General features: G+C 66.3%; 24 protein-coding genes. 17 read left to right on the top strand and 7 right to left on the bottom strand.

Annotated features, from left to right (window positions below; genetic code table 11):
- Positions 1-31 precede the first annotated feature (31 nt).
- A complete protein-coding gene (locus KF730_RS14325; protein WP_294098350.1) occupies positions 32-2,626 on the bottom strand; it encodes a ribonuclease E/G in 2,595 nt (864 codons plus the stop codon).
- A 560-nt stretch (positions 2,627-3,186) separates the two neighbouring features.
- Between KF730_RS14325 and KF730_RS14320 the strand changes: the two genes are divergently transcribed.
- The 4 genes from KF730_RS14320 to KF730_RS14305 all read left to right on the top strand — a co-directional run bounded on the left by KF730_RS14320 (position 3,187) and on the right by KF730_RS14305 (position 9,190).
- Positions 3,187-4,386 carry an N-acetylmuramoyl-L-alanine amidase gene (locus KF730_RS14320; RefSeq protein ID WP_294098348.1) on the top strand — a complete coding sequence of 400 codons (1,200 nt, stop codon included), beginning with the start codon at positions 3,187-3,189 and terminating at the stop codon, positions 4,384-4,386.
- Between the two features lie 247 nt (positions 4,387-4,633).
- The gene (locus tag KF730_RS14315) at positions 4,634-7,162 is read left to right on the top strand and encodes a transglycosylase domain-containing protein (RefSeq protein ID WP_294098346.1); all 2,529 of its coding nucleotides are present in this window, start codon (positions 4,634-4,636) and stop codon (positions 7,160-7,162) included.
- 121 nt (positions 7,163-7,283) lie between these two features.
- Entirely contained in the window at positions 7,284-8,411 is a 1,128-nt protein-coding gene (gene prfB, locus KF730_RS14310) for a peptide chain release factor 2 (protein ID WP_294098344.1), read from the top strand.
- Entirely contained in the window at positions 8,408-9,190 is a 783-nt protein-coding gene (locus KF730_RS14305) for a methyltransferase domain-containing protein (RefSeq protein ID WP_294098340.1), read from the top strand. Before prfB ends, KF730_RS14305 begins: the two co-directional genes overlap by 4 nt.
- Positions 9,191-9,214: 24 nt before the next feature.
- Here the strand turns inward: KF730_RS14305 and KF730_RS14300 are convergent, their stop codons facing one another.
- Positions 9,215-9,613: a JAB domain-containing protein gene (locus KF730_RS14300; RefSeq protein WP_294098338.1), complete on the bottom strand. Its 399-nt coding sequence runs from the start codon at positions 9,611-9,613 to the stop codon at positions 9,215-9,217.
- A gap of 120 nt (positions 9,614-9,733) precedes the next feature.
- Here KF730_RS14300 and KF730_RS14295 point away from each other — a divergent pair, with 120 nt between their 5' ends.
- The 10 genes from KF730_RS14295 (at position 9,734) to KF730_RS14250 (ending at position 20,245) form a co-directional block, all read left to right on the top strand.
- Complete coding sequence (locus KF730_RS14295; RefSeq protein WP_294098337.1) at positions 9,734-10,528, top strand: thymidylate synthase; 795 nt, start codon at positions 9,734-9,736, stop codon at positions 10,526-10,528.
- Complete coding sequence (locus KF730_RS14290) at positions 10,525-11,334, top strand: glutaminyl-peptide cyclotransferase (RefSeq protein WP_294098336.1); 810 nt, start codon at positions 10,525-10,527, stop codon at positions 11,332-11,334. Before KF730_RS14295 ends, KF730_RS14290 begins: the two co-directional genes overlap by 4 nt.
- A gap of 375 nt (positions 11,335-11,709) precedes the next feature.
- Positions 11,710-12,600: an aspartyl protease family protein gene (locus tag KF730_RS14285; protein WP_294098334.1), complete on the top strand. Its 891-nt coding sequence runs from the start codon at positions 11,710-11,712 to the stop codon at positions 12,598-12,600.
- Between the two features lie 22 nt (positions 12,601-12,622).
- Positions 12,623-13,099 (top strand): dihydrofolate reductase, encoded by a 477-nt coding sequence (locus tag KF730_RS14280; RefSeq protein WP_294098331.1) that lies wholly within the window; start codon positions 12,623-12,625, stop codon positions 13,097-13,099.
- The gene (locus KF730_RS14275; protein WP_294098326.1) at positions 13,096-14,265 is read left to right on the top strand and encodes a dipeptidase; all 1,170 of its coding nucleotides are present in this window, start codon (positions 13,096-13,098) and stop codon (positions 14,263-14,265) included. The genes KF730_RS14280 and KF730_RS14275 overlap by 4 nt, the downstream gene beginning before the upstream one ends.
- 61 nt (positions 14,266-14,326) lie before the next feature.
- Positions 14,327-15,208, top strand: a complete 882-nt coding sequence (locus KF730_RS14270; RefSeq protein WP_294098323.1) for a hypothetical protein — start codon at positions 14,327-14,329, stop codon at positions 15,206-15,208.
- A 49-nt stretch (positions 15,209-15,257) separates the two neighbouring features.
- Complete coding sequence (locus tag KF730_RS14265; protein ID WP_294098320.1) at positions 15,258-16,184, top strand: bifunctional riboflavin kinase/FAD synthetase; 927 nt, start codon at positions 15,258-15,260, stop codon at positions 16,182-16,184.
- Positions 16,185-16,414: 230 nt separating this feature from the next.
- Positions 16,415-19,300 carry an isoleucine--tRNA ligase gene (gene ileS / locus KF730_RS14260; RefSeq protein WP_294098317.1) on the top strand — a complete coding sequence of 962 codons (2,886 nt, stop codon included), beginning with the start codon at positions 16,415-16,417 and terminating at the stop codon, positions 19,298-19,300.
- The gene (gene lspA / locus KF730_RS14255; RefSeq protein ID WP_294098314.1) at positions 19,297-19,839 is read left to right on the top strand and encodes a signal peptidase II; all 543 of its coding nucleotides are present in this window, start codon (positions 19,297-19,299) and stop codon (positions 19,837-19,839) included. The genes ileS and lspA overlap by 4 nt, the downstream gene beginning before the upstream one ends.
- Positions 19,832-20,245, top strand: coding sequence for a DUF3035 domain-containing protein (locus KF730_RS14250; RefSeq protein WP_294098311.1), 414 nt, complete (start codon positions 19,832-19,834; stop codon positions 20,243-20,245). Before lspA ends, KF730_RS14250 begins: the two co-directional genes overlap by 8 nt.
- A 75-nt stretch (positions 20,246-20,320) precedes the next feature.
- On the opposite strand, the gene KF730_RS14245 is transcribed toward KF730_RS14250, so the two are convergent.
- The 4 genes from KF730_RS14245 to KF730_RS14230 form a co-directional block, all read right to left on the bottom strand.
- Complete coding sequence (locus KF730_RS14245; protein WP_294098308.1) at positions 20,321-21,049, bottom strand: TorF family putative porin; 729 nt, start codon at positions 21,047-21,049, stop codon at positions 20,321-20,323.
- Positions 21,050-21,244: 195 nt separating this feature from the next.
- Positions 21,245-21,709, bottom strand: coding sequence for a RidA family protein (locus KF730_RS14240; protein WP_294098305.1), 465 nt, complete (start codon positions 21,707-21,709; stop codon positions 21,245-21,247).
- Positions 21,706-22,353: an HAD family hydrolase gene (locus KF730_RS14235; RefSeq protein WP_294098303.1), complete on the bottom strand. Its 648-nt coding sequence runs from the start codon at positions 22,351-22,353 to the stop codon at positions 21,706-21,708. Before KF730_RS14235 ends, KF730_RS14240 begins: the two co-directional genes overlap by 4 nt.
- A complete protein-coding gene (locus tag KF730_RS14230) occupies positions 22,350-22,616 on the bottom strand; it encodes a DUF3572 domain-containing protein (RefSeq protein ID WP_294098301.1) in 267 nt (88 codons plus the stop codon). Before KF730_RS14230 ends, KF730_RS14235 begins: the two co-directional genes overlap by 4 nt.
- Positions 22,617-22,652: 36 nt before the next feature.
- Here KF730_RS14230 and KF730_RS14225 point away from each other — a divergent pair, with 36 nt between their 5' ends.
- Positions 22,653-23,045: a response regulator gene (locus KF730_RS14225; protein ID WP_294098299.1), complete on the top strand. Its 393-nt coding sequence runs from the start codon at positions 22,653-22,655 to the stop codon at positions 23,043-23,045.
- Between the two features lie 49 nt (positions 23,046-23,094).
- Here the strand turns inward: KF730_RS14225 and rpmG are convergent, their stop codons facing one another.
- Positions 23,095-23,262, bottom strand: a complete 168-nt coding sequence (gene rpmG, locus KF730_RS14220; protein ID WP_066799250.1) for a 50S ribosomal protein L33 — start codon at positions 23,260-23,262, stop codon at positions 23,095-23,097.
- Positions 23,263-23,449: 187 nt separating this feature from the next.
- On the opposite strand from rpmG, the gene KF730_RS14215 reads away from it, so the two are divergent.
- Together KF730_RS14215 and KF730_RS14210 are read left to right on the top strand one after the other, a co-directional pair.
- Complete coding sequence (locus tag KF730_RS14215) at positions 23,450-24,013, top strand: TMEM165/GDT1 family protein (RefSeq protein ID WP_294098292.1); 564 nt, start codon at positions 23,450-23,452, stop codon at positions 24,011-24,013.
- 72 nt (positions 24,014-24,085) lie between these two features.
- Entirely contained in the window at positions 24,086-24,580 is a 495-nt protein-coding gene (locus KF730_RS14210) for a DNA starvation/stationary phase protection protein (protein ID WP_294098290.1), read from the top strand.
- Positions 24,581-24,583 lie beyond the last annotated feature (3 nt).

The following is a 24,583-nucleotide window of genomic DNA, read 5'->3' as shown; positions in this document are numbered from 1 at the left end:
CCGCGAGGCTAGCCCGCGGACCCGTTCAAAATCAGCCGCCGAACGTGCGGTTCCACCAGCCGCCACGGCGCGGGGCGGCTTCCTCGGCCGCATCGCCGGCGGCCTCGGTTTCGAGCACCGGGGCAGGCTCGGCCTCGACCGGCTCGGCGGGCGCCGCGGCCTTGCGGCGGGTGCGCTTGGGCTTTTCGGCGACCGGCTCGGGCGCGGCCTCGACAGCGGCAGGCGCTTCGGCCGCCGGAGCCTCGACCGCCTCGTCGGCCTTCTTCCTGCGGGTGCGCTTGGGCTTTTCGGCGACCGGCTCGGGCGCGGCCTCGACAGCGGCGGGCGCGTCGGCGGCCTCGGCTACCGGAGCATCGGCCTTTTTGCGGCGCGAACGCTTGGGCGCGGGCGCTTCCTCGGCGACCGGCTCGGCGACGGCCTCGACGACGGGCGCTTCCTCAGCGGCTTCCGCCAATGCCTCACCACCCTCGACACGGTCACCACGGCGACCGCCCCGGCGGCCACGGCGGCGGCGCTTGCGGGCGCCCTCGGCGGTCTCGCCCGTCTCGCCTTCGTGGCGGCCTTCCTCGCCGTCCTGCGAATCGCCAGCGGTTTCCTCGCCCTCGGCGCGCGGCTCGTCAGAGCCGCCCTCCTCATGGTCGCGGCGGCCACGGCCCCGGCGGCGGCGGCGGCGCTTGCCACGGCCCTCACCCTCATCGTCGCCACGCTCGCGGCCGTCACGGCGTCCGCGCGGCGCCTCCTCGGCCTCTTCCTCCTCTTCGTCGATCTCGTCCTCGACGTAATCGTCCTCGGGCTCCTCGATCAGCTTCTCGAAGCGCGGGGCGTGCGCCGGGGGCGGGCCCGATGCCTCGACGGTCATGCGGGCGCCCTCGACCTCGCCGTCCGAGATGACTTCGACGAGGACGCCGTAGCGGTCCTCGATCTCGGCCAGTTCGGCGCGCTTGCGGTTGAGCAGGTAGAAGGCGGCTTCCTGGCTGGCGCGCAGCGTGATCTGCGAACCGCGGCCGCGGGCGGCCTCGTCCTCGATCAGGCGCAGCGCCGACAGGCCCGCCGAAGACGCGGTGCGGACGAGGCCGGTACCTTCGCAATGCGGGCACTGGCGGGTCGAGGCTTCGAGCACGCCGGTGCGCAGGCGCTGGCGGCTCATCTCCATCAGGCCGAATGCCGAGATGCGCCCGACCTGGATGCGCGCGCGGTCGTTCTTCAGCGCCTCCTTCATCGCCTTTTCGACCTTACGGACGTTCGAGCCATGATCCATGTCGATGAAGTCGATCACGACCAGCCCGGCCATGTCGCGCAGGCGGAGCTGGCGGGCGATCTCGTGCGCGGCTTCCAGATTGGTCGCGGTCGCGGTCTGCTCGATCGAATGCTCGCGGGTCGAGCGCCCCGAGTTGATGTCGATCGACACCAGCGCCTCGGTCGGGTTGATGACCAGATAGCCGCCGCTCTTCAGCTGGACGACCGGGTGGTACATCGCCGAGAGCTGCTCCTCGACCCCGGCGCGCTGGAACAGCGGCACCGCGTCGGCATATTGCTTCACCTTCTTGGCGTGGCTCGGCATCAGGAGCTTCATGAACTCCTTGGCCTGACGATAGCCGTCCTCGCCCTCGACGATGACCTCGTCGATATCCTTGTTGTAGATGTCGCGGATCGCGCGCTTCATCAGGTCGCTGTCGCCATAGACCAGCGCCGGCGCGGAGGATTTGAGCGTCTCCTCGCGGATCCCGTCCCACAGCCTCGCCAGATAATCGAAGTCACGCTTGATCTCGACCTTGGTGCGCTGGAGACCCGCGGTTCGGACGATGCAGCCCATCGTCGGCGGCAGCTTGAGGTCCGACATGATGCCCTTGAGGCGCTTGCGGTCAGCGGCCGAGGAGATCTTGCGCGAGATGCCGCCACCATGCGCGGTGTTGGGCATCAGCACGCAGTAGCGGCCGGCGAGGCTGAGATAGGTGGTGAGCGCCGCGCCCTTGTTGCCGCGCTCTTCCTTGACGACCTGGACCAGCAGCACCTGCCGCCTGCGGATCACGTCCTGGATCTTGTAGCGGCGGCGGAGATTCATCCGCTTGTCGCGGAGCGCATCGGCCGCGCTCTCGCTGTCGCGGCGGCCGCCACGGCCCTTGCCACGCCCGCGACCGCGACCGCGGCCACGCTCGGCCTCGCCCTCGCCTTCCGACGCGTCGGCATCCTCCGGCGCTTCGGCGTCGTCATGGTCGTGGTCTTCGTGATCTTCGTCCTCGTCGTCGTGCGGACGCTCGAGCACCTCGACGCCGTCATCGCCTTCGAGAGCGTAGTCGTCGCCCTCTTCCTCGGCGCGCAGCGCGGCTTCCTCGGCGGCGTGCTCGGCCTCCTCGCGCAGCAGCGCCTCGCGATCCTCCTTGGGGATCTGATAATAGTCCGGGTGGATTTCGCTGAAGGCGAGGAAGCCGTGGCGATTGCCGCCATAATCGATGAACGCCGCCTGGAGCGACGGTTCGACGCGGGTAACCTTGGCTAGATAGATGTTGCCCTTGAGCTGCTTGCGCTCGGCGGATTCGAAGTCAAACTCCTCGATCCGGCTTCCTTTGACGACAGCCACGCGGGTTTCCTCCCGGTGGCGTGCGTCGATCAGCATACGCATGGTCATTATATGGTCTCCGGGCGCGCCCGCCTGGACCCCTGAAGGGAATGGATTCGCCAAAGGGGCTCAGCGCGTGCGCGCGATGCAAGATGCGGCCTGAGCCGGACGATCCGGCTGCGGTCCCGCAGGTTTCGAAAAATGCTGCTGCCGCAATGGCACGCGCGGACCGGCGGTCCGCGAGCTCCGCAACCGTCGCGCGCCCGGCCGGAACGGCCCTGGCGATCAGACGGTGGGGAAATTGCCTCATGCGAGCGTCAACCTGAATTGCCGCGGCATCTGTCGCCGCGTGGCTTTTTCCGGCGCGAAACCGGAACAATCGGGTGCCTAGCACCCCCCGCGCCATGCGGCAACCATCGTGCGCCACAAGGAACGTTTCGCGTAAGAAACGGCAATAACTTGCAGGCTTGCCGGCAAAAATATGCCGAATCGGATTTTAACCGCATCGCTTCAGCCGGCGGGAACGGGGCGACGGGTAGCCAGAGCAGGTCAGGGCGTGTTTTAGCCGAGTATCCAATTCCATGCTTTTGAACTGGACCCCCCGCCAGTCATCGCGGCATATCTGGCGCGTGTTTTTCCTGCTCGCTCTCCTCGCCGGTTGGCTGACCGGCGCGCCTAGTTGGGCAGGCGTCGTGCAGGAAGTGCGCGTGCAGGGCGACCGTGTCGTCGTGAAGTTCGACGCGCCGGTCACCCAGGCCAGCGCCTTCGTGCTCGCCGGACCGACGCGGATCGCGCTCGACATCCAGGGCGCCGAGCCGGGCCGCTACGCGCAAGCCGGCGGCGTGGTCGCCAATATCCGCCAGGGATCGCAAGGCGCCGAGGGCGCCCGGGTGGTGTTCGACCTCGCCCGCCCGGCGATCGTCACCGAAGGCGTGTTCGGCAGGGACGGCCGCACCCTCACGCTGCAGCTGCGCACCGTCGACGACGCGCAATTCGCCCGCGCCGCCGCCGAGCGGCGGATGAGCTTCCTGCCGCCCTTCACCTATCTCCAGCCGTCGAGCCGGCACCCGTATAGCGAATCCATGGCGCTGCCGAAGCGCGCGCCCGCGGCGGCGCTGCCGCGAATCTATGGCGATCCCAGCCGGCCGCTGGTGGTGATCGACGCCGGCCATGGCGGGCACGATCCGGGCGCGATCGGCGCCAACGGCCTGCGCGAAAAGGATCTAACGCTCAAGAACGCGCTGGCGATCCGCGACGCGTTGCTCGCTTCGGGCCGGGTCCGGGTGGCGATGACCCGCGAGGACGACCGCTTCCTGGTGCTGCAGGAACGCTACGGCCTTGCCCGCAAGCTGAAGGCCGACCTGTTCATCTCGGTCCATTGCGACAGCGCCGGCAATCCGGGCGCGACCGGCGCCACCGTCTATACGCTCTCCGAAGTCGCATCCGACAAGGAAGCGGCGCGGCTGGCGGCGCGCGAGAACAAGGCCGACATCATCGCCGGCGTCGATCTCGGCACGCAGAATCCCGATATCTCGTCGATCCTGATCGACCTCACCCAGCGCGAGACGATGAATGCCAGCGCCAGCTTCGCCCGCCTGCTCGGCCGCGAGGCGCAGCCGCTGATCCCGATCAAGCCGAACTATCACCGCATGGCTTCGCTGATGGTCCTCAAGGCCCCGGACATGCCTTCGGTGCTGTTCGAGACCGGCTATATCTCGAACGCCAGCGACGCGGCGTTCCTCGCTTCGAACGATGGCCAGAAGAAGATCGCCCAGACGGTGCGCAAGGCGGTGGAGATTCACTTCGCGACGCGGATGGCATCGCGGTAGTTTGTTTGCCTCAGGCGCCGGCGCGGACATCCGTCCGCTTGGCTATCCTCGCATAAGCTTGGGCGCGCGTTCGCGCTTGCGGGCCTTCGGCCCGACCAAGCTATCGATCGAAGCCGGGTACGAGCCGAACGGCCGCCGCGCCTTATCGGCGCGCTAGCCAAGTGCGCGAGTTGCGCACGCCAGCGCTTGCGGCAAAACAAAACCTCCCGCTTCCCTCCGCTCCCAATCCTGCTAAACCCGCCTGCGCATGACCGAAGGCACGATTTCCAGCGTCAAGTTGAGGCTCAAGCGCGAGATCGGGGGTCTTCGCGGCTGGTACGGACGCGTCCATGACCGCTGGTGGTTCCGCATCCTCGCGATCCTCGCGCTGCTGAGCGGCGTCTTCGTTTTCCTGCTCTGGCTGCTGATCGCGCGCAACCTGCCCTCGGTCGAGACGCTGCGCGCCTATGAGCCGCCGCTGCCGACGAGCGTCCGCGCCTATGACGGCCAGCCGATCCACAGCTATGCCCGCGAGCGCCGCGTCCAGCTCAGCTATGCCGAATATCCCAAGCAGCTGGTCAACGCCTATCTCTCGGCCGAGGACAAGACCTTCTTCAGCCATCACGGCGTCGACTTTCCCGGGCTGGTGCGCGCCGCGTTCGAAGGGCTGCTGACCGGTTCGACGCCGCGCGGCACCTCGACGATCACCCAGCAGGTCGCCAAGAATCTCGTCGTCGGCAACGAGCAGAGCTATCTGCGCAAGGCCAAGGAAGGCGTGCTCGCCTGGCGGATCGAGGACACGCTTTCGAAGGAGCAGATCCTCGAGCTTTATCTCAACTCGATCGAGCTCGGCCGCAATGCCGGTGGCGTCGCCGCGGCGAGCCAGGCCTATTTCGGCAAGGAGCTCAAGGACCTGACGCTTCCGCAAATGGCCTATCTGGCGATCCTGCCCAAGGGTCCGGCCAATTATGATCCCGACCGGCGAACCGCGCGCGCACTGGAACGGCGCAACTGGGTGCTGGGGCAGATGGCGAGCAACGGCTTCATCACCCAAGCCGAACGCGACGCGGCACGCGCCGCGCCACTTGGCACGATTCCGCGCCAGACCCCCAAGGAAGAACGCGTCGGCGGCTATTTCGTCGAGGAAGTCCGCCGCCAGCTGATCGACAAGTTCGGCGAGACCGACGCGACGGGGCCGTATAGCGTCTATTCGGGCGGCCTGTGGGTGCGCACCTCGATCGATCCCAGGCTGCAGGAATATGCCCAGAAGGCGCTGCGTGACGGCTTGCTCCGCTACGATCGCGGGCGCGGCTGGTCGGGCACGCTCAATGACAAGTCCGACGGCAAGCGGATCGACGTGTCGAAGGGCTGGCTCCAGCCATTTCTCAACACCAATATCGGCCTCGATTACGAGGATTGGCGCGCGGGCATCCTGATCGCGCGAAGCGGCGATAGCTGGCAGATCGGCTTCGAGGACGGCACCACCGGCACGCTGCCCAAATGGGGCGCGACGATGCCGGTGCGGGGCCAGGGCGGACAGGCCTTCAACGCGTTCGAAGCCGGCGACGTCGTCGCGGTGGCCCCCGAAGCCGGCGGCAACTGGTCGTTGCGCAGCGTCCCCAAGGTCTCGGGCGGCTTCGTCGTCGAGGATCCGCGCACCGGCCGCATCCTCGCGATGCAGGGCGGCTTCGATTACCGGCTGCAAGCCTTCAACCGCGCGACGCAGGCGCAGCGCCAGCCGGGATCGACGATCAAGCCGATCGTCTATGCCGCCGCGCTGGAGCAGGGGATGACCCCGGCGTCGATCGTCGTCGATGGTCCGTTCTGCGTGTGGCAGGGCGCCAATCTCGGCCAGAAATGCTTCAGGAACTTCGGCGGCGCGGCGGGCGCTGGCCCGCATACGATGCGCTGGGGCCTTGAGCAGTCGCGCAACCTGATGACGGTGCAGATCGCCAACACCACCGGCATGGACCATGTCGTCGATCTGATGCAGCGGATCGGCATCTCGAAGCAGAAATTCCCGCCCTATCTCTCTTATGCGCTCGGCGCGGGCGAGACGACGGTGATGCGGATGGTCAACGCCTATTCGATCCTGGTGAACCATGGCCGCGCGCTCAACCCGACGCTGATCGATTTCGTCCAGAACCGCCGCGGCGAGGTCGTCTGGCCCGAGAACTGGCGGCCTTGCGAGGGCTGCAACGCGCCCGATTACAAGGGCGGTCCGATGCCGCGCCCGGCCAACCGGGCGCGCCAGGTGATCGACGCGATGTCGGCGTTCCAGATGGTCCATATCGCCGAGGGCGTGATCCAGCGCGGCACCGCCACGGTGCTGCGCGATCTCGGCCGCCCGATCATGGGCAAGACCGGCACCACCTCGGGCCCGACCGATGTGTGGTTCGTCGGCGGCACGCCGCAGATGATCGGCGGGCTCTATCTCGGCTATGATACGCCGGTGAATCTGGGCGGCTATGCCCAGGGCGGATCGATCGCGGCGCCGATCTTCAAGGAATTCGCCAAGCCCGCGTTCGAGGGGATGGAAGTGGTGCCGTTCACCGCGCCCGCCGGCATCCGCATGGCGCGGATCGACCGGGCCAGCGGCAAGCGCGTGTTCGGCGCCTGGCCGGGCAACGATCCGATGTCGCCGGTGATCTGGGAAGCGTTCAAGCCCGAGAGCGACCAGCGCGACCGCCGCAAGATCGACGAGACCACCGAGACCAAGGCCGCGCCGAAGAAAGCCGAGCCCAAGAAGGAAGAGGGCGACAGCGACTTCTTGCAACGCGAGGGCGGAATCTACTAGCGCGCGTTCCTATATAGCCGTCATCCCCGCGGAGGCGGGGACCCATAAGCACCGGCGCCGGCGAATATGGATTCCCGCCTCCGCGGGAATGACGGCAGGTTTGATTTTTCTGGAGTGAATTATGCGCGCCGAAGCGCAGGCACATGTCGACAAGATCAACGATGCGCTGGCGCTGCTGCGCCGGTTCCTCGACTGGGACCGTGCGCTGCGCCGGCTCGACGAGCTCAATGCGCGCGTCGAGGACCCGACGCTGTGGGACGACGCCAAGCAGGCGCAGGAAGTGATGCGCGAGCGCCGCCGCCTCGACGAGGCGATCACGGCGACGCGGGCGATCGAGAGCGAATTGAACGACACCGCCGAGCTGATCGAGATGGCCGAGGCCGAGGGCGACGAGGAGATGGCCAGCGAAGGCACCGCCGCGCTCGCCGCGCTCGCCGAACGCGCCGACAAGGACAAGGTGATGGCCCTGCTCTCGGGCGAGGCCGATGCCAACGACACCTATGTCGAGATCAATTCGGGCGCGGGCGGCACCGAGAGCCAGGACTGGGCCGGGATGCTCCAGCGCATGTATACCCGCTGGGCCGAGCGCCATGGCTACAAGGTCGAGCTGATCGACTATCATTCGGGCGAGCAGGCCGGGATCAAATCGGCGACTTTGCTGATCAAGGGCGAGAACGCCTATGGCTACGCCAAGACCGAGAGCGGCGTGCACCGCCTCGTCCGCATCTCGCCCTATGACAGCGCGGCGCGGCGCCACACCAGCTTCTCGAGCGTATGGGTCTATCCGGTCATCGATGACGATATCCAGGTCGAGTATAATGAAAGTGACCTGCGCATCGACACCTATCGGGCATCGGGTGCCGGCGGGCAGCACATCAACACCACCGATTCGGCGGTGCGCATCACCCACATCCCGACCGGCATCGTCGTGCAGTGCCAGAACCAGCGCTCGCAGCATAAGAACAAGGCCGAGGCCTATAACCAGCTCCGCGCCCGCCTCTATGAGCGCGAGCTGGCGATCCGCGAGCAGGCCGCCAATGCCGAGAACGCGACCAAGACCGATATCGGCTGGGGCCACCAGATCCGCAGCTACGTCCTCCAGCCCTATCAGCTGGTCAAGGATCTGCGCACCGGCGTCACTTCCACCGCGCCTTCGGATGTGCTGGATGGAGCACTCGATCCGTTCATGGCGGCGGCGCTGTCGCAGCGCGTGACCGGCGAGACGGTCGAAGTGGAGGATGTCGATTGAGGCTTGCTGCCGGCCTGACCCTATCGCTGTTGCTCGCGCTGGCGGCATGCGACGGCGCGCCGCGCGTGATCAAGGAAAAGGCCGAAGCCAATACCGGCTTTCCCGCCGCCGACCGCCCGGTCGCGACCATCGTCTCGGCGCGCTGGTCCGACGAGGAGTCCCGCGACCGGCTCAACGAAGCGGCGCAGGTGATGGATCTGGCGAGCGTCAAGCCCGGCATGACCGTCGCCGATATCGGCGCGGGCGAGGGCTATTACACGATCCGCCTGGCGCAGCGGGTCGGCAAGGAAGGCCGTGTCGTCGCCGAGGATATCGTCCCCGAGGTCCGCGACCAGCTTGCCATCCGCGTGGTGCGCGAAAAGCTCGACAATGTCAGCGTGCGGCTGGGGCTGCCCGCCGATCCACGGCTGCCCGAGGCGAGCTTCCATCGTGTGCTGATGGTGCACATGTATCATGAGATCGAAAGCCCCTACGAATTCCTGTGGCGGCTGCGGCCGTCGCTGACGCCCGACGGGCAGGTGATCGTCGTCGATGCCGACCGCCCGACCGAGCTGCATGGAACCCCGCCCGACCTGCTCAAATGCGAGTTCGCCGCGGTCGGATACGGGATGGTGTCGATGCGATCGATGCCCTCGGCCGGCGGCTATATCGCGATCTTCGCCCGCAACGGCGAGCGGCCCGAGCCGGGCACGATCAAGGCCTGCCGCAGCGGCAAGACCGCGACTCCGGCGGCCCTGCCCAAGCCGGGCGAAGACAAGAGCAATTTGGAAACGCGCTGAAGCGCGTTTCGCGCTGCCTACCCGCTAGAGCAACCCGAGCGCGCGAAAGCTCGAAAAGCCGTTCCGCGAAATCACCAGATGATCGAGCAGGCGGATGCCCAGCCCGTCGAGCGCGCGGGCGAGGCGGCGCGTGGCTTCGCGATCGGCGGCGCTGGGAGTCGAATCGCCGCTCGGATGGTTGTGCGCGATCACTACCGCGACCGCATCGAACGCCAGCGCGTCGGCGGCGATGGCGCGGATCGGAAGGTCGAGGCGGTCGTGCGAATCCGAATGCATATGCCGCATCCCCAGCACGCGTTGCTCGGCATCGAGATAGGCGAAGGCGGCGGTCTCCTTGGCTTCGTCGACCAATGCCGCGAACAATGCCTCGGCCGCCGCCGGACCGGTAAGCCGTTGATCCGGACGGGGAGGCGCAGGCGGCATCGCACCGGACCTGCCAGCCGGAAGCCGCGCGCCGAAGCGCTACTGGATCGGTTTTGGTTGTCCACAATGGAGCTAATCCTTCCGCTTGGCCTGGTTCGGGCCTGCGGCTAGGCTCGCCGCATGCGTCAATATCTCGACCTGATGGAACGCGCGCTGACCCAGGGCGTGGAGACGATGGACCGCACCGGGACCGGGACGCTGAGCGTGTTCGGCCACCAGATGCGCTTCGATCTCGCCCGTGGTTTCCCGCTGCTCACGACCAAGAAACTGTTCACGCGGGCGATCATCGTCGAGCTGCTGTGGTTCCTGCGCGGTGACACCAATGTCCGCTGGCTGCAGGAGCGCAAATGCTCGATCTGGGATGAATGGGCCGATGAGAATGGCGATCTCGGCCCGGTTTACGGCAAGCAGTGGCGCGACTGGGAAACGGCGGACGGCCGCCATATCGACCAGATCGCCGAGCTGCTCGACACGATCAGGAACAACCCGGGCTCGCGACGCCAGATCGTCAGCGCGTGGAACCCCGGCGAGCTGCACGCGATGGCGCTGGCACCGTGCCACTGCCTGTTCCAGACGCATGTCGCGAACGGCAGGCTCTCGCTGCAACTATATCAGCGTTCGGCCGACATCTTCCTCGGCGTACCGTTCAACATCGCCAGCTATGCGCTGCTGACGATGCTGCTCGCCCAGCAGGCGGGTCTGGAGCCGGGCGAGTTCATCTGGACCGGCGGCGATTGCCACCTTTATTCGAACCATCTGGAGCAGGCCCGCGAGCAGCTTGGCCGCGAGCCGGGACCGCTTCCGAAGCTGGAGATCCTGCGCAAGGCACCCGGCATCGACTCCTACGAATATGAGGATTTCGCTTTGACCGGATACGAAGCGCAGGCCCATATCAAGGCGCCGGTGGCGGTATGATGCGCTTTGCCCTGCCCGCCCTGATCCTCCTCCCGCTCGCCGGTTGCGGCGGCGGCGAGCAAGGCCCGCCCAAGGTCCAGCCGGTGGAGGTGGTCCAGACCTTCAATCATGACTCGCAGGCCTTCACCGAAGGGCTGTTCTTCCAGGACGGCGCATTGTTCGAAAGCACCGGCGAAGAGGGCACTTCGGGTTTCCGCAAGGTGACGCCCGAGACCGGCGAGATCGTCCAGCAGGTCCAGCTTCCTTCGCAATATTTCGGCGAAGGGATCGTCGGCTGGAAGGACAGGATCTACCAGCTGACCTGGAAGGACCAGAAGGGCTTCATCTACAACGCCAAGGATTTCACCCCCGCCGGCGAGTTCGCCTATAAGGGCGAAGGCTGGGGGCTGACGCATAACGGCAAGTCGGTGATCATGAGCGACGGCACCGCGACATTGCGCTTCCTCGATCCCGATACGCTCGCCCAGCAATCGACGTTGGCGGTCACCGCCAATGGCTGCCCGGTCAAGCAATTGAACGAGCTGGAATGGATCGACGGGGAGATCTGGGCCAACATCTGGCAGACCGATTTGATCGCGCGGATCGATCCCGGCTCGGGCAAGGTGAAGGGCTTTGTCGATGTGACCGCGCTCGGCCCGCCGACGCCCGATACCGATGAAGTGCCCAACGGCATCGCCTATGATGCGGCCAGCAAACGCATCTTCGTCACCGGCAAGATGTGGCCGCAACTGTATCAGGTGAAATTGAGCGACGCACCGCCGGCGGGCGCGGCCAATGACGCCGCGGCGGCGCTCATGCGCTGCTGAGGTCGCGTCGCGACCTTATTGTCACTCCTGACCTGTTCGGTGCTTATCCCGCTCGAACATGTGCGGCTCCCCGGCGAAGGCCGGAGCCTAGTTGGGCAGATATTGACGGGCGCAGCGCTTCGTTACGGCGACCTCTCCACCTGGGCCCCGGCCTTCGCCGGGGAACCACAGGAGACACAAGCTCAAATGGCATAAGTACCGACCTGTTTCGGGGTCCAACTCTCGGCGCGCTGTGTGCAAGAGGCTCCAGCCGCATCGCTCGCGGCACTTTGGACCCCGGAACAAGTCCGGGGTGACAGCCTGGGGCAACAAGGTTCATCCACGGTTCAGTTTGGCGATTACATTCGTAGTCGCGAAAATCCGGGGAGGGAAACGATGCGCATGATCTCGATCATCGCCGGGCTGCTGGCCGCAACCGCCGCCGTCGCACAGGATGCGCCGCGCCGCGCCGATGCGCCGCCGGTGATCACCGGCACCTGCGCCGTCCTGCCGATGCTGCCGGGCACCGACATCCCGGTCGTCGAGGTGATGCTGGGCGGCAAGGGACCGTACCGCTTCGCGATCGACACCGGTGCGGGCGGGCATGGCCGGATCAAGCCCGAGCTTGCCGCGGAACTGGGCTTCGAAGTGATCGGTCAGGTCCGCACCCCCGCGCCGGGCGGCGCGGTCGATACGCGCGAGGTGTTCGGCGCGCCCGAACTGGCCGTGGGCGGCGTCACCTTCAAGGATGTCGGCCTGGTTGCGCTTTCCACCGTGCGCGGACCGAATGTGCCGTGGGACGGGATCCTCGGCATCGCCTTGTTCCAGCGGCTCGCGCTGACGCTCGATTATGGCAACGCCAAGGTCCGCTTCGGCGGTCCGGGTCTCAAGGAAGGGCTGGCGCTGGAGTTCGACCGTTCGATCCCGGTGTTCCCGCTGACGATCGGCGGCAAGACCTTCGCCGCGCATCTCGATACCGGCAACGGCGCGGGCGCATTGTTCCTGTCCGAAGCCGATGCCCAGGCGCTGCCGCTGTCGGGCGAGCCGGTGTCGCGCGGCAAGGGGCGGACCAGCTTTGGCGAGTTCGACATCATGGAAGCGCCGCTCAGCGTGCCGATCATGGCGGGGAGTGCCAAATTACAGATGCAAGCGGTCGGCTGGCCGAGCCCGCGCCCAGGCGGCAATCTCGGGTCCAAGGGGCTGAAGGGCATGGCGGTGACGATCGATACCGCCGCAAAATTGGGCGACATCCGCGCATCGGGTGCCGCGCCCACTTGCCCGGCCTGACCGGAGCGCCGCATAAGCGGGCATGATCGTCTTCCACCTCGCCCGTGCCGACAATGGCGTGATCGGCCGCGACGGCAAGCTGCCGTGGCATCTGCCCACCGATCTCAAGCGCTTCAAAAGCGGCACGATGGGCAAGCCGATGGTGATGGGGCGCAAGACCTTCGAGAGCTTCCCGAGCCCCCTGCCCGGCCGCCGCCACATCGTGCTGACGCGAGACCGCGGCTGGCGGGCGGAGGGTGCGGAAGTGGCGCATACGCCGGAGGAAGCGCTGGCGCTGGCGGGAACGGGCGAAGTCGCGGTGATCGGCGGCGCGGAGATCTTCGCGACCTTCTTGGCGCAAGCCGACCGGATCGAGCTGACCGAGGTCCATGCGCAGGCCGAGGGCGACACATTGATGCCGCCGTTCGGGCTTGCGTGGCGCGAGACGGCGCGCGAGGATTTCGCAGAGGAAGCGGGGCGCCCCGCTTTTAGCTTCGTCACTTTGGAGAGAGCGGCATGAAGAGAATCCTGTGGGGACTGGGCGTGCTCCTCGTGCTCGCCGCCATCGGCTTTTTCGGTTTCGCGCCGGGGATCATCGAAGGCAGCATGAACAAGGTGACGCCTGGCAAGCTGCCGGTGGTCACCGCGGAGACGAAGAAGCTGCACGACAGCCTGCTCGTCGCGGACATGCATGCCGACACTTTGATGTGGCGGCGCTCGCTGCTGGAGCGATCGAACACCGGACAGGTCGATCTGCCCCGCCTGATCGAAGGCAATGCCACGCTCCAGATCTTCTCGTCGGTGACCAAGACGCCCAAGGGCCAGAATTACGATTCCAACACCGCCGACACCGACAACATCACGCTGCTGACCATCGCCCAGATGCAGCCGCCCAAGACGTGGAGCTCCCTGCTCGAACGCTCGCTGTTCCATGCCCGCAAGCTCGACCGCGCCGCTGCGGGATCGGACGGCAAGCTGCGGGTGATCCGCACGCCGGCCGATATGGACGCGCTGCTTGCCGAGCGGGCCAAGGGCAAGAAGATCGTCGGCGGCATGCTGTCGATCGAGGGCTTGCAGGATATCGAGGGGCAGATTGGCAATCTCGACAAGCTCTACGATGCCGGCTTCCGCATGGCGGGGCTCGCCCATTTCTTCGACAACGACGTCGCCGGATCGATGCACGGCGTCAACAAGGGCGGGCTGACGCCGCTCGGGCTGCAGGTGCTGCGGCGGATGGAGCAGAAGGGCATGATCGTCGACATCGCCCATTCGAGCCATGCTTCGGTCGCGCAGATATTGGCGGTGGCCAAGCGCCCGGTGGTCTCCAGCCATGGCGGGGTGCAGGCGACCTGCAAGGTCAACCGCAATCTGACCGATGACGAGATCAAGGGCGTGGCGAAGACCGGCGGGGTGATCGGGATCGGCTATTGGGACGCGGCGATCTGCGGCTCGTCGCCTGCCGATGTCGTCAAGGCGATCGCGCATGTCCGCGACCTGGTCGGGATCGATTTTGTCGGGCTGGGATCGGACTTCGACGGCGCGGTCGAGACCAGCTTCGATGCATCGCAGTTGGCGGTGATCACCCAGGCGCTGGTCGATGCGGGGTTCACGCCGGACGAGACCGCCAAGGTGATGGGCGGCAACATCCTGCGCGTGATCCGCGCGGGGATGGTGCCGCTGGGCTGAGCCGTCCGCGCTTGACTGTCCCGCCCGGCGGCGCTTGATGTAGCGCAAGGGGGACGGGAAGATGACGGAAGAACCGGGGTACACGCCGAGCGTATCGCCCAAGTTGCTGGGACTTGCCGCGGCGGGTTTGACCTTGGCATTTGCTGCCAAGCAGGCGCAGCTTTCCAAGCTCGACCTCAATCCCGCGATCCTTTTGTTTTCCGCAGCTGCGCTTGCCGCATTGCTCGCACTGTTACTGGAACTGGCCGTCTTGCATGACGTGCGCGAGCTCTGGAGAAAGGAGCGCGATAGTGTTTTTGAGCATCCGCCGGTTCGCCGCGAACCGTGGCCCGAGCATTTCAGTCTTCTCGTCATCCTGTCCCTGACCGGCGGATTGATTGCGGCGCTGATCGCGCTGATCGCGCCCATCGGCTGGTGGTGGATTGCTGCCGCCATGGCCGCCACCATCTGCATCGCGCTGGCGTGGCGGGAGGAAGCGTTATGGCCTTCCTTTAAGCGATCCGCCTTCGCTGCGGCGTGCCTGGTGTCGCTGGGCGCTTTCGCCCTTGGCGCGCTCCATCCGATTACCGGCTGGGGACGGAATAGTGCAAAGGAAGCCCGCGACAGTATCCTGGGTCCGGGTAGCGGGGGCGACGAATCGACGCCGGTGCCCAAACAACCTGACGAGCCCCAGCGAACTACACCCGTGGATCCGCCCAAAGAGGCACCTCGCGATACAACCAAGGATCCGCTGACCTCTCCCGATATCGACCGGCTGGTCGAGGCGCTCGAAAAGGCCATTCGCGAAGGCAACACGACGGTGATCAACGACCTGCGCAAGCGGATTACAACGATCATCAACGCCAGCCGACAATGCCCTGCTGCCACGAAGGGCGACAAGGGCGATAAAGGGGACAAGGGCGATCCCGGCGAGCCGGGGCCGCCGGGCGTGTGCGGCAGCTGAGCGGTTGGCGGGCTAGCGAGGCGGTGCCGCCCGCCCTATAGCCCCGCGCATGGAGCGGCTGAACGGCGGCTCGGCGATCCCGGACGCCTTTCGCGGCGGGATCGTCGCGCTGGGTAATTTCGATGGATTTCACCTGGGGCACCAGGCGGTGGTCGGCCATGCCGTGGCGCGGGCGCGGGCAGAAGGCCGGCCGGCTTTGGTCGGGACCTTCGATCCGCATCCGAAGCGCTATTTCCAGCCGCAGACCGAATGGTTTCGCCTGACCTCGATGGACCAGCGCGTGGCGCTGTTCGCCGAGGCCGGGGCCGATGCGACGATCATCTTCCCGTTCGACGCCGCGCTCGCCGCGCTCAGCGCCCGCGACTTCGCCGCCGAGCGGCTGGCCGACTGGATCGGCGCGGCGGGGGTGGTGACCGGGGGCGACTTCACGTTCGGCAAGGGGCGATCGGGCGATGTCGCGACGCTGGCACGGCTCGGCGACGAACTGGGCTTCGCCGCGCAGACGGTGCCGCCGGTGATGCAGGATGGCTGGGTGGTCTCGTCCAGCCGCATCCGCGAGCATCTCCGCGCAGGCCAGCCGCGCGAGGCGGCGGCGCTGCTCACGCGCCCGTTCGCGATCGCCGGCATGGTCGAGAAGGGCGCGCAGCTCGGGCGGACGCTCGGCTATCCGACCGCCAATATGCGCCTCGCCAATTATCTGCGGCCGGCATACGGCATCTATGCCGTGCGCGGGCGGCTGAGCGACGGGCGGGTGCTGGACGGGGTGGCGAATCTCGGTATCCGGCCGAGCTTCGAGCCGCCCGAGGAACTGCTGGAGAGCTTCTTCTTCGACTTCGCCGAAGACCTGTACGGCCAGACCATCGAAGTGCAGCTGATCGACTATATCCGCCCCGAGGCCAAGTTCGACGATCTCGCGACATTGAAGACCCAGATGGACAAGGATGCGGCAAAGGCCCGCACATTGCTGGCCGGGTAAAGAAGTGGTTCACGCACGAACGCGAAGTCGCGAAAAGGATCGCCCGCCGCGCCAGCGGCCTTCCTCCTCGATCGTTGCGATCCGAAGGGCCTCGCCGGTGCGAAACCATCGCCGCGCATGCCAATCTCTTTGCGTCCTCGCGCCTTTGCGTGAACAAATTCTCTTCTGAATCCCCCTCCCTCCGCAAAGGGATGACTCAGCCCCTTGCACAAGCTAATCCCCGCGCACCCATGACCGACGCAATCGACTATCGCGACACCGTCTTCCTGCCGAAGACCGATTTCCCCATGAAGGCCGGGCTCGCCGCCAAGGAGCCGGCGATCCTCGAGCGCTGGGCGAAGATCGGGCTCTACCAGAAATTGCGTGAGCAGCGCGCCGGGCGCGAGCGCTTCCTGCTCCATGACGGCCCCCCTTATGCGAATGGCGACATTCACATGGGCCATGCGATGAACAAGATCCTCAAGGACATCGTCGTGCGCTCGCAGTCGCTGATGGGCAAGGATGCGCCCTATGTGCCCGGCTGGGACTGCCATGGCCTGCCGATCGAGTGGAAGGTCGAGGAAGCCTATCGCGCCAAGAAGCTCAACAAGGATGAAGTCGATCCGGTCGCCTTCCGCGCCGAATGCCGTGCCTATGCCGAGAAATGGGTGGCGGTCCAGCGCGGGCAATTCGAGCGGCTGGGGATCATGGGCGATTGGGACGATCCCTATCTGACCATGAAGTTCGACGCCGAGGCGACGATCGCGGGGGAGCTTTTGAAGTTCGCCGAGAGCGGCCAGCTCTATCGCGGCGCCAAGCCGGTGATGTGGTCGCCGGTCGAGAAGACCGCGCTGGCCGAGGCAGAAGTCGAATATGAGGACGTGGTCTCGACCCAGATCGATGTGGCGTTCGAGATCGTTGAGGCGCCGAACGCGCCCGAACTGGTCGGCGCGCATGCGGTGATCTGGACGACGACGCCATGGACGATCCCGGTGAACCAGGCTTTGGCTTATGGGCCGGAGGTTGAGTACGTCCTTTGCTCGATCGGGAAGTCCGGCACGCAAGGTAGCCGCGGCGATGATAAAAGCTGGGTCGATGTGCAAAGCGGTCTGCGCGAAAGCAGGATGAGCGTCCTGATCGCGAAGGAGCTTCTCACCTCGTTCCGCAATCGGTGGGCGCCAGACGGCATTTCCTTGGTCGAATGCGAAGAGGTTAGTTTCAAAGGCTCGCAGCTCTCCGGAGCCATCGCCCGCCATCCGATGCACCATCTCGGCGGCTTCTTCGCCAAGCCGCGTCCGTTCCTGCCGGGCGATTTCGTCACCACTGACGCCGGCACTGGCCTGGTCCATATGGCACCCGATCATGGAGAGGACGATTTCCTGCTCTGCAAGGCACACGGCATCGATCCGGTGTTCGCGGTCGATGGCAGCGGCATGTATCGCCCCGACTGGCTGTGGCTGGGCGGTCAGGGCTCGGTCATCAACAAGAAGTTCGTCGCGCCCGATGGGCCGATCTGCAGCGATCTGCGTGACGCGGGCGCATTGCTCGCCGCGTCCGAGGATTTCCCGCACAGCTATCCGCATAGCTGGCGGTCCAAGGCCAAGATCATCTTCCGCTGCACGCCGCAATGGTTCATCCCGATGGATCGGGCCAAGACCGATGACAGCGCGCTGCCGGTGATCGAGCAGGGCGACGAACCGGTGGCGGGGCATGCCCGCGGCAATGGGCCGACGCTGCGCGAACTCGCCATCGACGCCATCGAGCGCACGCGCTGGGTGCCCGAGCGCTCAATCAATCGCATCCGCTCGATGGTCGAAGGGCGCCCCGACTGGGTGATCAGCCGCCAGCGCGCCTGGGGCGTGCCGATCGCGCTGTATGTCCATCGCCAGTCGGGCGAATATCTGCGCGATCCGGCGGTGAATGCCCGCATCCTCGACGCTTTCCGCGCCGGCGGTGCCGATGCCTGGTTCCAGGCGGATCATCAGGCTTTGCTCGGGCCGGGCTACAAGCTCGACGAGTATGAGGTGGTCACCGACATTCTCGACGTGTGGTTCGATTCGGGTTCTACGCACGCTTTCGTGATCGAGGCGCGCTACGGGGCGGATGCCCGCGCCGACCTGTATCTCGAAGGATCGGACCAGCATCGCGGCTGGTTCCAGTCGTCGCTGCTCGAATCGTGCGGGACGCGCGGGCGCGCGCCCTATGGCGCGGTGCTGACCCACGGCTTCGCGCTCGACGGCAATGGGCGGAAAATGTCGAAGTCGCTCGGCAACGTCGTCGATCCCTTGAAGATCATCGGCGAGAGCGGCGCGGATATCCTGCGGCTGTGGGTCGCGCAGACCGATTATTTCGAGGACGTCCGCATCGGCAAGGAGGTGCTGGCCGGCACCGGCGACACCTATCGCAAGCTGCGCAACACCTTCCGCTATCTGCTGGGGGCATTGGACGGTTTCGACGACAGCGAGAAGTTGGCCGTAGCCGAGATGCCCGAGCTGGAGCGCTATGTGCTGGCCAAGCTGGCTGAGCTGGACGCGGAATTGCGCTCGGCGGCGGAAGCGTTCGAGTTCAACCGCTACAGCCGCGCGCTGACCGACTTCGCCAATGAGGATCTGTCGGCGTTCTTCTTCGATATCCGCAAGGATTCGCTCTATTGCGACGCGCCTTCGGACCCGAAGCGCCGGGCCTATCGGACGGTGCTCGATACGCTGTTCCACGCACTGGTCCGCTACGCCGCGCCGATCCTTGCCTTCACCGCCGAGGAAGTGTGGCAGGCGCGCTTCCCAAGCGAAAACGAATCGGTGCATATGCTCGAATGGCCGGTGCTGCCCGAGGGCGCCGCGACCAGCGCCGACTGGGCGGCGATCCGGGCGCTGCGCCAGACAGTCACCGAAGCGATCGAACCCTATCGCCGCGACAAGCAGGTGCGATCGAGCCTGGAGGCCGAAGTCACCGCGCCGAACCTGCCCGGCGGCGTCGATCTCGCCGAATTGTTCATCGTCTCGTCAGTCGCTTCCGGCGATAGCGTCACGGTGACGCCCACCGATCGCCATAAATGCGGCCGTTGCTGGCGGCATCTTCCCGAGGTTGCAGTGGACGGCGCGCTATGCGACCGCTGCGACGGGGTGGTGAACGCATGAATGCTCAGATGACCGTTACGCGCTGGATCGGGCTGCTCGTCGCGGCTCTGGTGTTCCTGTTCGATCAGGGCATGAAATGGTATGTGACCGGCCCGCTCGGCCTCACCGTCCAGAACGACAGCCTGACCGTGCTGCCGATCTTCGACCTGCGCTTCGTCAAGAATGTCGGCGTGTCGCTGGGGCTGATGCCGGCGAGCAGCGAGTTCATGCGCTGGGCGCTGGTGGTGCTGACCGGCGGCATCGCCATCGGCGTCGCCTGGTGGATGGCGCGCGAGAGGAAGCTGCCCGACGTCGTCGCGCTCGGCATGGTGCTGGGCGGGGCGATCGGCAACATCCTCGATCGCGCGCGGCTTGGCTATGTCGTCGATTTCGCCGATCTGCATTTTGGCGCGTGGCGCCCGTTTCTGGTATTCAATGTCGCCGATGCCGCGATTACGTTCGGCGTCCTCATCCTGTTGTTCCGCGCGCTGTTCGTGCGTGATAAGACGGCGCCGTCGGCTGACGCGCCCGCCCCTGTGGAGAATGAAGTCAATGCGTAGAATCCTGCTTATCGTGTCGGGCATTGCGCTCACGGCATCGCTCTCCGCCTGCAGCAAGGGCGGCATGAACCGCGAGCGTCCCGACGAGTTCGCCGTCGCGCGCCAGGCGCCGCTGGTGATCCCGCCCGATTTCTCGCTGGTTCCCCCCGCCCCCGGCGCGCCGCGCCCGCAGGATGTGAGCCCGTCGAGCCAGGCGAGCGAAGCGATGTTCGGCGGATCGGCCGCGCGCAGCGCCGGCGAGCAGGCCACGCTCGACGCCGCCGGCCGCACCAGCGCCGACGGCGCCGCCCGCACCACCGCCGGCAGCCCCGGCACCAATGTCGTCGACAAGGGCACGACCACGCGCGACATCGTCGCCGCGCCCGAGGGCAACGGCAAGGATGCGAGCACCAGCACGCCGCAATAAGCCGGCTGCGATTCGGCCAAAGAAAAACGCCGGCCCCGCGAGGGGACCGGCGTTTTTCTTGTCTGAAACCGCGCCCTAGAAGGCCGCGCCGATCGAAAAGACCACCGCGCCGTCCGCGCCGATCGACTTCTTGTAGCCCAGCGCCGTCGGCTCGTCGGTGTTGATATAGGCGATGCCGAGGGTCAGCGCCTTCCAGTTCAGCTCCGCCCCGAGCGAATAATCGATCACCTTGCCGTCGGCGCCGCCGAGAAAGCTGTCGCTCTCGGCATAGCCGAGATGCGCCTTGAGCTTGATCGGCGTGGTCGGCACGCCCACGGCGAGATCGCCATAGACATAGATGCCGCTGTCCTTGCCGAGCGATACCTGGCCGGAGGGCGCCCAGGCCACGCCGCCCTTGAGGCTGGCGGGGCCGAGCGTGCCGGTCAGCGAGGCATAGGGCTCGATAACGCTGGTGTTCGACGAACCCGGGTAAAGATACAGCGTCGCGCCGATATCGCCGGTCAGCCCCGGGGTGAGCTCCTTCGAGAAACCGCCATAGACGTCGATCTCGGTGCCGTTGTTGAAGCCGATGCTCGACCCCCAGGTGCCGATATAGAGGCCGCTGTCATGCGTGACGGCGAAGCCGCCCTGAATCGCGGCCTTCTCGTTGCTCTGGCTGAAGCCGCGAAAGCGATAGTCGCTGACGACCGTGGCGCTGCCGCTGATCGTGATCGGGCTGGGCGGATCGGTCTCGCTCTGGGCGAAGGCCGGAGTGGCGGCGGTGGCCAGCGCAAGCGCGCTCAGGCCGGTCAGAAGGTTGCGCATGGAATCCCTTTCAAATGAATAGCGAAGGGCCCCGCCTGCTGCCGATGGTACCGCGTCATTTAACCCGGAGGGCCTGCGCGGCTGGCATCAGCACATGAATAGTGCAGGAATACGCTGCGACGCACAACAAAATTTGGCAGGGCCGTTTCGGGAACGCGACGACCTGTTGCGAAGCGGCAACAGCAGCCGTGGGTGTCAGCGGACCGCGAAGATCGCGTCGACCTCGACCACCGCGCCGCGCGGCAGGGTCGGCACGCCGACCGCGGCACGGGCGTGGCGGCCAGCCTCGCCGAACAGCGCCTGCATCAGCTCGGAGGCGCCATTGGCGGCCTCGGGCTGATCGGTGAAGTCCGCCGCCGAATTGACGAACACGCCCAGCTTCACGACCCGCTCGACCCGCGACAGATCGCCGCCGAGATGCTTCTTGATCTGCGCGACCAGCATCAGCCCGCAGCGCTGCGCGGCTTCCTGGACATAGGCCAGGTCGCGGTCCTCGCCGGCGCGCCCGGTCATCACCGCGCCGTCCTTGAAGGGGAGCTGGCCCGAGACGTGGAGCAGCCCGCCAGCCTCGACGACGGGCACATAGGCGGCGACGGGCGCGGCGGCTTCGGGAAGGGCGAGGCCAAGCTCTTCGAGCTTGCGATCGATGGCGGTGGTCATGATGCGGCTTCACCACTCAAGACCTCGGCGGTCAACCCTTGGGCGAACCGCTCGGCGATCCACGCCTGCGCCTCGCGCCAGTCGTCGATCCGGGCATGGGCGAACGGCGCCCTGGGGACGCTGGAAGCCAGATCGGGCTCGGCGACCATGTGGAGGCGGAACACTTCGGGCGCGTGCTTCGCGACCGATTCGTGATGGACCGGCAGATCGTCGACAAAGACCGTGACCGGATTGCCGAACTCGGCGACCAGCCGCGCGACCGGATCGCCCTTGCCGCCCTGGTTGCATTCGACCCGGTGGTGGATACCATGCTCGGCGAGCTGGGCGATGCGATGATCGCGGCAATGATCGCCGAGATTGGTGAGCACGACGATATCGGCGACCTCCGACAAGGCGGCGAGCGCCTCGCGGGCATGCGGAACCAGGGTCTGGCGGGCCATCTCATCCGGAAAGAAGCCGCCGAGCAGCGCCCACATCTCCTCGCGCTGGACCGCGCTGCGATCCGCGCGGCGCGTCATCGAGGTGGCGAAATCGCCGCCATTGAGCGCAAAATCGATATCGTGATGCTCATCGAGCCACGCCCCGAAATGGCGGACCATATGGAGCAGGACTTCGTCGCAATCGGTGATCAGCAGGGGCTTCATGCGGCTTCCAATCGGGCGCGGGCGGAAACCAGCGCGGCGGGTTTGACGCCGAGCGCATCGGCACAGGCGAGGAGATCGGGCTCGTAGGCTTCGAGAAAGCCGAGCGTGGCGGCCAGCAGCGAAGGATCGCCGGCGCGGGCGCGCAGTTCCGACGGATCGAGCCCGGTCAGGTCGAGCAGCCGCGCGGCGCGGGCAGGCTCACCCAAAACCCAGACGAGCGCCTGCAAGGCCAGCGCCTCGGCATTTGTTTCCGGCGTTACCATCGCTTAGATAGTCACTGTCATCATTGGGGTTTGGGCGTGGCAAAAAGGGTGCTCGTTGTCGAGGACAACGAACTCAATCTGAAGCTGTTCTGCGATCTGCTGCGCGCGCACGGGTTCGACGTCGAGCCGGTGAAGGATGGGCGCGAGGCGGAGGCGCGGGCGCGCGCCTTCATGCCCGATCTGGTGGTGATGGATATCCAGATGCCGCACGTCACCGGCGACGCGATCATCCGCGAGATGAAGCTCGATCCGCAATTGCGCGCGATCCCGATCATGGCGGTGACGGCCTATGCCGGCCATGACGACGAGGGGCGGATCCGCGCCGCCGGCGCCAACGCCTATGTCTCCAAGCCGATCAGCCTGGTGCGGTTCATGGAGGAAGTGCGCGCGCTGGTACCTTCCGAAACGCAAGAAGCCCCGCAGCCCTAAAGGGCGCGGGGCTCTTGAAAAGCTATGCTCCGCTTGCGCAGGGAGCGGCTTACTTGATCTTCGCTTCCTTGAACTCGACATGCTTGCGCACGACGGGATCATATTTGCGGAAGGACATCTTCTCGGTCTGGTTGCGCGGATTCTTCTTGGTGACGTAGAAGAAACCCGTGTCCGCCGAGCTGACGAGCTTGATCTTGACAGTAGTCGGCTTGGCCATGGCCCAGAACCCCAATACTTCGCAAACGCGAATCTCGTTAAAAAGAAAGAGCGGCACGCCGGGCGCACCGCTGTCAGGCGGCGCGGATGTGCGATTCTCGCAGAAAAGTCAAGCCGAGGGCCGCACGCTTGTGCTTCACGCGGCCTTAACTGCGCCTGAAGGACAAGGCAGGCGGAGGAAAGGCGCCATGGAAGCTCTCGTTCCGGCCTTTCTGTTGGCCGTTCTCACGCAATTGGGCGACCGGCCCGCATTGCTTACCGCGATTCTCGCCGACCGTTATGGCCGCCCGCTGACCGTGGCGGTGATGGCCGGGCTTGCCCATGCCGGCGGCAATGCGATCGCCGCGTTCGCGGGGCTGACGATGGCGCCGATGCTCACGCCCAACGCCCAGTCCCTGCTGCTGGCGCTGGCATTGCTCATGGCGGGGTTCGGCGGGCTGTGGCGGGTCAAATTGCCGAGCCGGCTCGAGGCCTGGCATCTGGGGTCCCTGTTTACACCGTTGCTCGGCGTCTTCGTGCTGGCCCTGGGCGACCGCACCCAATTCTTCACGCTGGCGCTGGCGACTCGCGGCGAGCCGTGGTTCGCGGCGGCGGGCGCGGGGCTTGGCGGCTTCGCGGTCTGCTTTGTCGCGGCGGTGCTCGGCGAACTGCAATGGCGCAACATCCCGTTCGGCAAACTGCGCGTGATCATCGGGCTGCTGTTCCTTGCCGCCGGCGCGTGGATCGCGCTGGGAGCGCTTCGCTTACTCTGATCGAAAATCTGCTACTGGCGAGGCGCCGGACCGTACCTATATCGCCGGGGCAATCCCGTCCCGGAGGAAGACATGGCCGATTCCAAGGCGCTGCAGACGCCGACCGATCTCAACCGCAACGAGACCAAGAGCGTCGCCGAGGCGCTCAACAGCGCGCTGGCGGACAGCTTCGCGCTGTATCTCAAGACCAAGAATTTCCACTGGCACGTGAGCGGGCCGCATTTCCGCGACTATCACCTGCTGCTCGACGACCAGGCGGCGCAGATCTTCGCGATCACCGACGCGGTGGCCGAGCGCGTGCGCAAGACCGGCAACACCACGCTGCGCTCGATCGGCGATATCGCCCGGCGGCAGACGGTGAAGGATAATGACGCCGATTTCGTCAGCGCCGCGGACATGCTCGCCGAACTGCGCGACGATAATCTCAAGCTGGTCGAGAGCTTCCGCGCGGTGAAGGAAGCGGCCGAGGCGGCGGGCGACAACGCCACTTCGGGCATTGTCGATGAATGGACCGATCAGGCCGAGGAGCGCGCCTGGTTCCTGTTCGAAGCCAGCCGCAAGAGCTGATGC

This window comes from Sphingomonas sp., from assembly GCF_019635515.1.
Lineage (GTDB): Bacteria > Pseudomonadota > Alphaproteobacteria > Sphingomonadales > Sphingomonadaceae > Sphingomonas.
This window is presented reverse-complemented; position numbering and strand designations above follow the sequence as displayed.

Excerpts from the sequence above, each read along its gene's own strand:
- KF730_RS14230 (WP_294098301.1), bottom strand. The coding sequence starts at position 22,616 with ATGGTAACGCCGGAAACAAATGCCGAGGCGCTGGCCTTGCAGGCGCTC.
- KF730_RS14265 (WP_294098320.1), top strand. The coding sequence starts at position 15,258 with ATGGAGCGGCTGAACGGCGGCTCGGCGATCCCGGACGCCTTTCGCGGC.
- ileS (WP_294098317.1), top strand. The coding sequence starts at position 16,415 with ATGACCGACGCAATCGACTATCGCGACACCGTCTTCCTGCCGAAGACC.
- KF730_RS14235 (WP_294098303.1), bottom strand. The coding sequence starts at position 22,353 with ATGAAGCCCCTGCTGATCACCGATTGCGACGAAGTCCTGCTCCATATG.
- KF730_RS14295 (WP_294098337.1), top strand. The coding sequence starts at position 9,734 with ATGCGTCAATATCTCGACCTGATGGAACGCGCGCTGACCCAGGGCGTG.
- lspA (WP_294098314.1), top strand. The coding sequence starts at position 19,297 with ATGAATGCTCAGATGACCGTTACGCGCTGGATCGGGCTGCTCGTCGCG.
- KF730_RS14300 (WP_294098338.1), bottom strand. The coding sequence starts at position 9,613 with ATGCCGCCTGCGCCTCCCCGTCCGGATCAACGGCTTACCGGTCCGGCG.
- KF730_RS14215 (WP_294098292.1), top strand. The coding sequence starts at position 23,450 with ATGGAAGCTCTCGTTCCGGCCTTTCTGTTGGCCGTTCTCACGCAATTG.
- KF730_RS14280 (WP_294098331.1), top strand. The coding sequence starts at position 12,623 with ATGATCGTCTTCCACCTCGCCCGTGCCGACAATGGCGTGATCGGCCGC.
- prfB (WP_294098344.1), top strand. The coding sequence starts at position 7,284 with ATGCGCGCCGAAGCGCAGGCACATGTCGACAAGATCAACGATGCGCTG.
- KF730_RS14270 (WP_294098323.1), top strand. The coding sequence starts at position 14,327 with ATGACGGAAGAACCGGGGTACACGCCGAGCGTATCGCCCAAGTTGCTG.
- KF730_RS14245 (WP_294098308.1), bottom strand. The coding sequence starts at position 21,049 with ATGCGCAACCTTCTGACCGGCCTGAGCGCGCTTGCGCTGGCCACCGCC.
- rpmG (WP_066799250.1), bottom strand. The coding sequence starts at position 23,262 with ATGGCCAAGCCGACTACTGTCAAGATCAAGCTCGTCAGCTCGGCGGAC.
- KF730_RS14325 (WP_294098350.1), bottom strand. The coding sequence starts at position 2,626 with ATGACCATGCGTATGCTGATCGACGCACGCCACCGGGAGGAAACCCGC.
- KF730_RS14210 (WP_294098290.1), top strand. The coding sequence starts at position 24,086 with ATGGCCGATTCCAAGGCGCTGCAGACGCCGACCGATCTCAACCGCAAC.
- KF730_RS14290 (WP_294098336.1), top strand. The coding sequence starts at position 10,525 with ATGATGCGCTTTGCCCTGCCCGCCCTGATCCTCCTCCCGCTCGCCGGT.
- KF730_RS14240 (WP_294098305.1), bottom strand. The coding sequence starts at position 21,709 with ATGACCACCGCCATCGATCGCAAGCTCGAAGAGCTTGGCCTCGCCCTT.
- KF730_RS14285 (WP_294098334.1), top strand. The coding sequence starts at position 11,710 with ATGCGCATGATCTCGATCATCGCCGGGCTGCTGGCCGCAACCGCCGCC.
- KF730_RS14250 (WP_294098311.1), top strand. The coding sequence starts at position 19,832 with ATGCGTAGAATCCTGCTTATCGTGTCGGGCATTGCGCTCACGGCATCG.
- KF730_RS14315 (WP_294098346.1), top strand. The coding sequence starts at position 4,634 with ATGACCGAAGGCACGATTTCCAGCGTCAAGTTGAGGCTCAAGCGCGAG.
- KF730_RS14275 (WP_294098326.1), top strand. The coding sequence starts at position 13,096 with ATGAAGAGAATCCTGTGGGGACTGGGCGTGCTCCTCGTGCTCGCCGCC.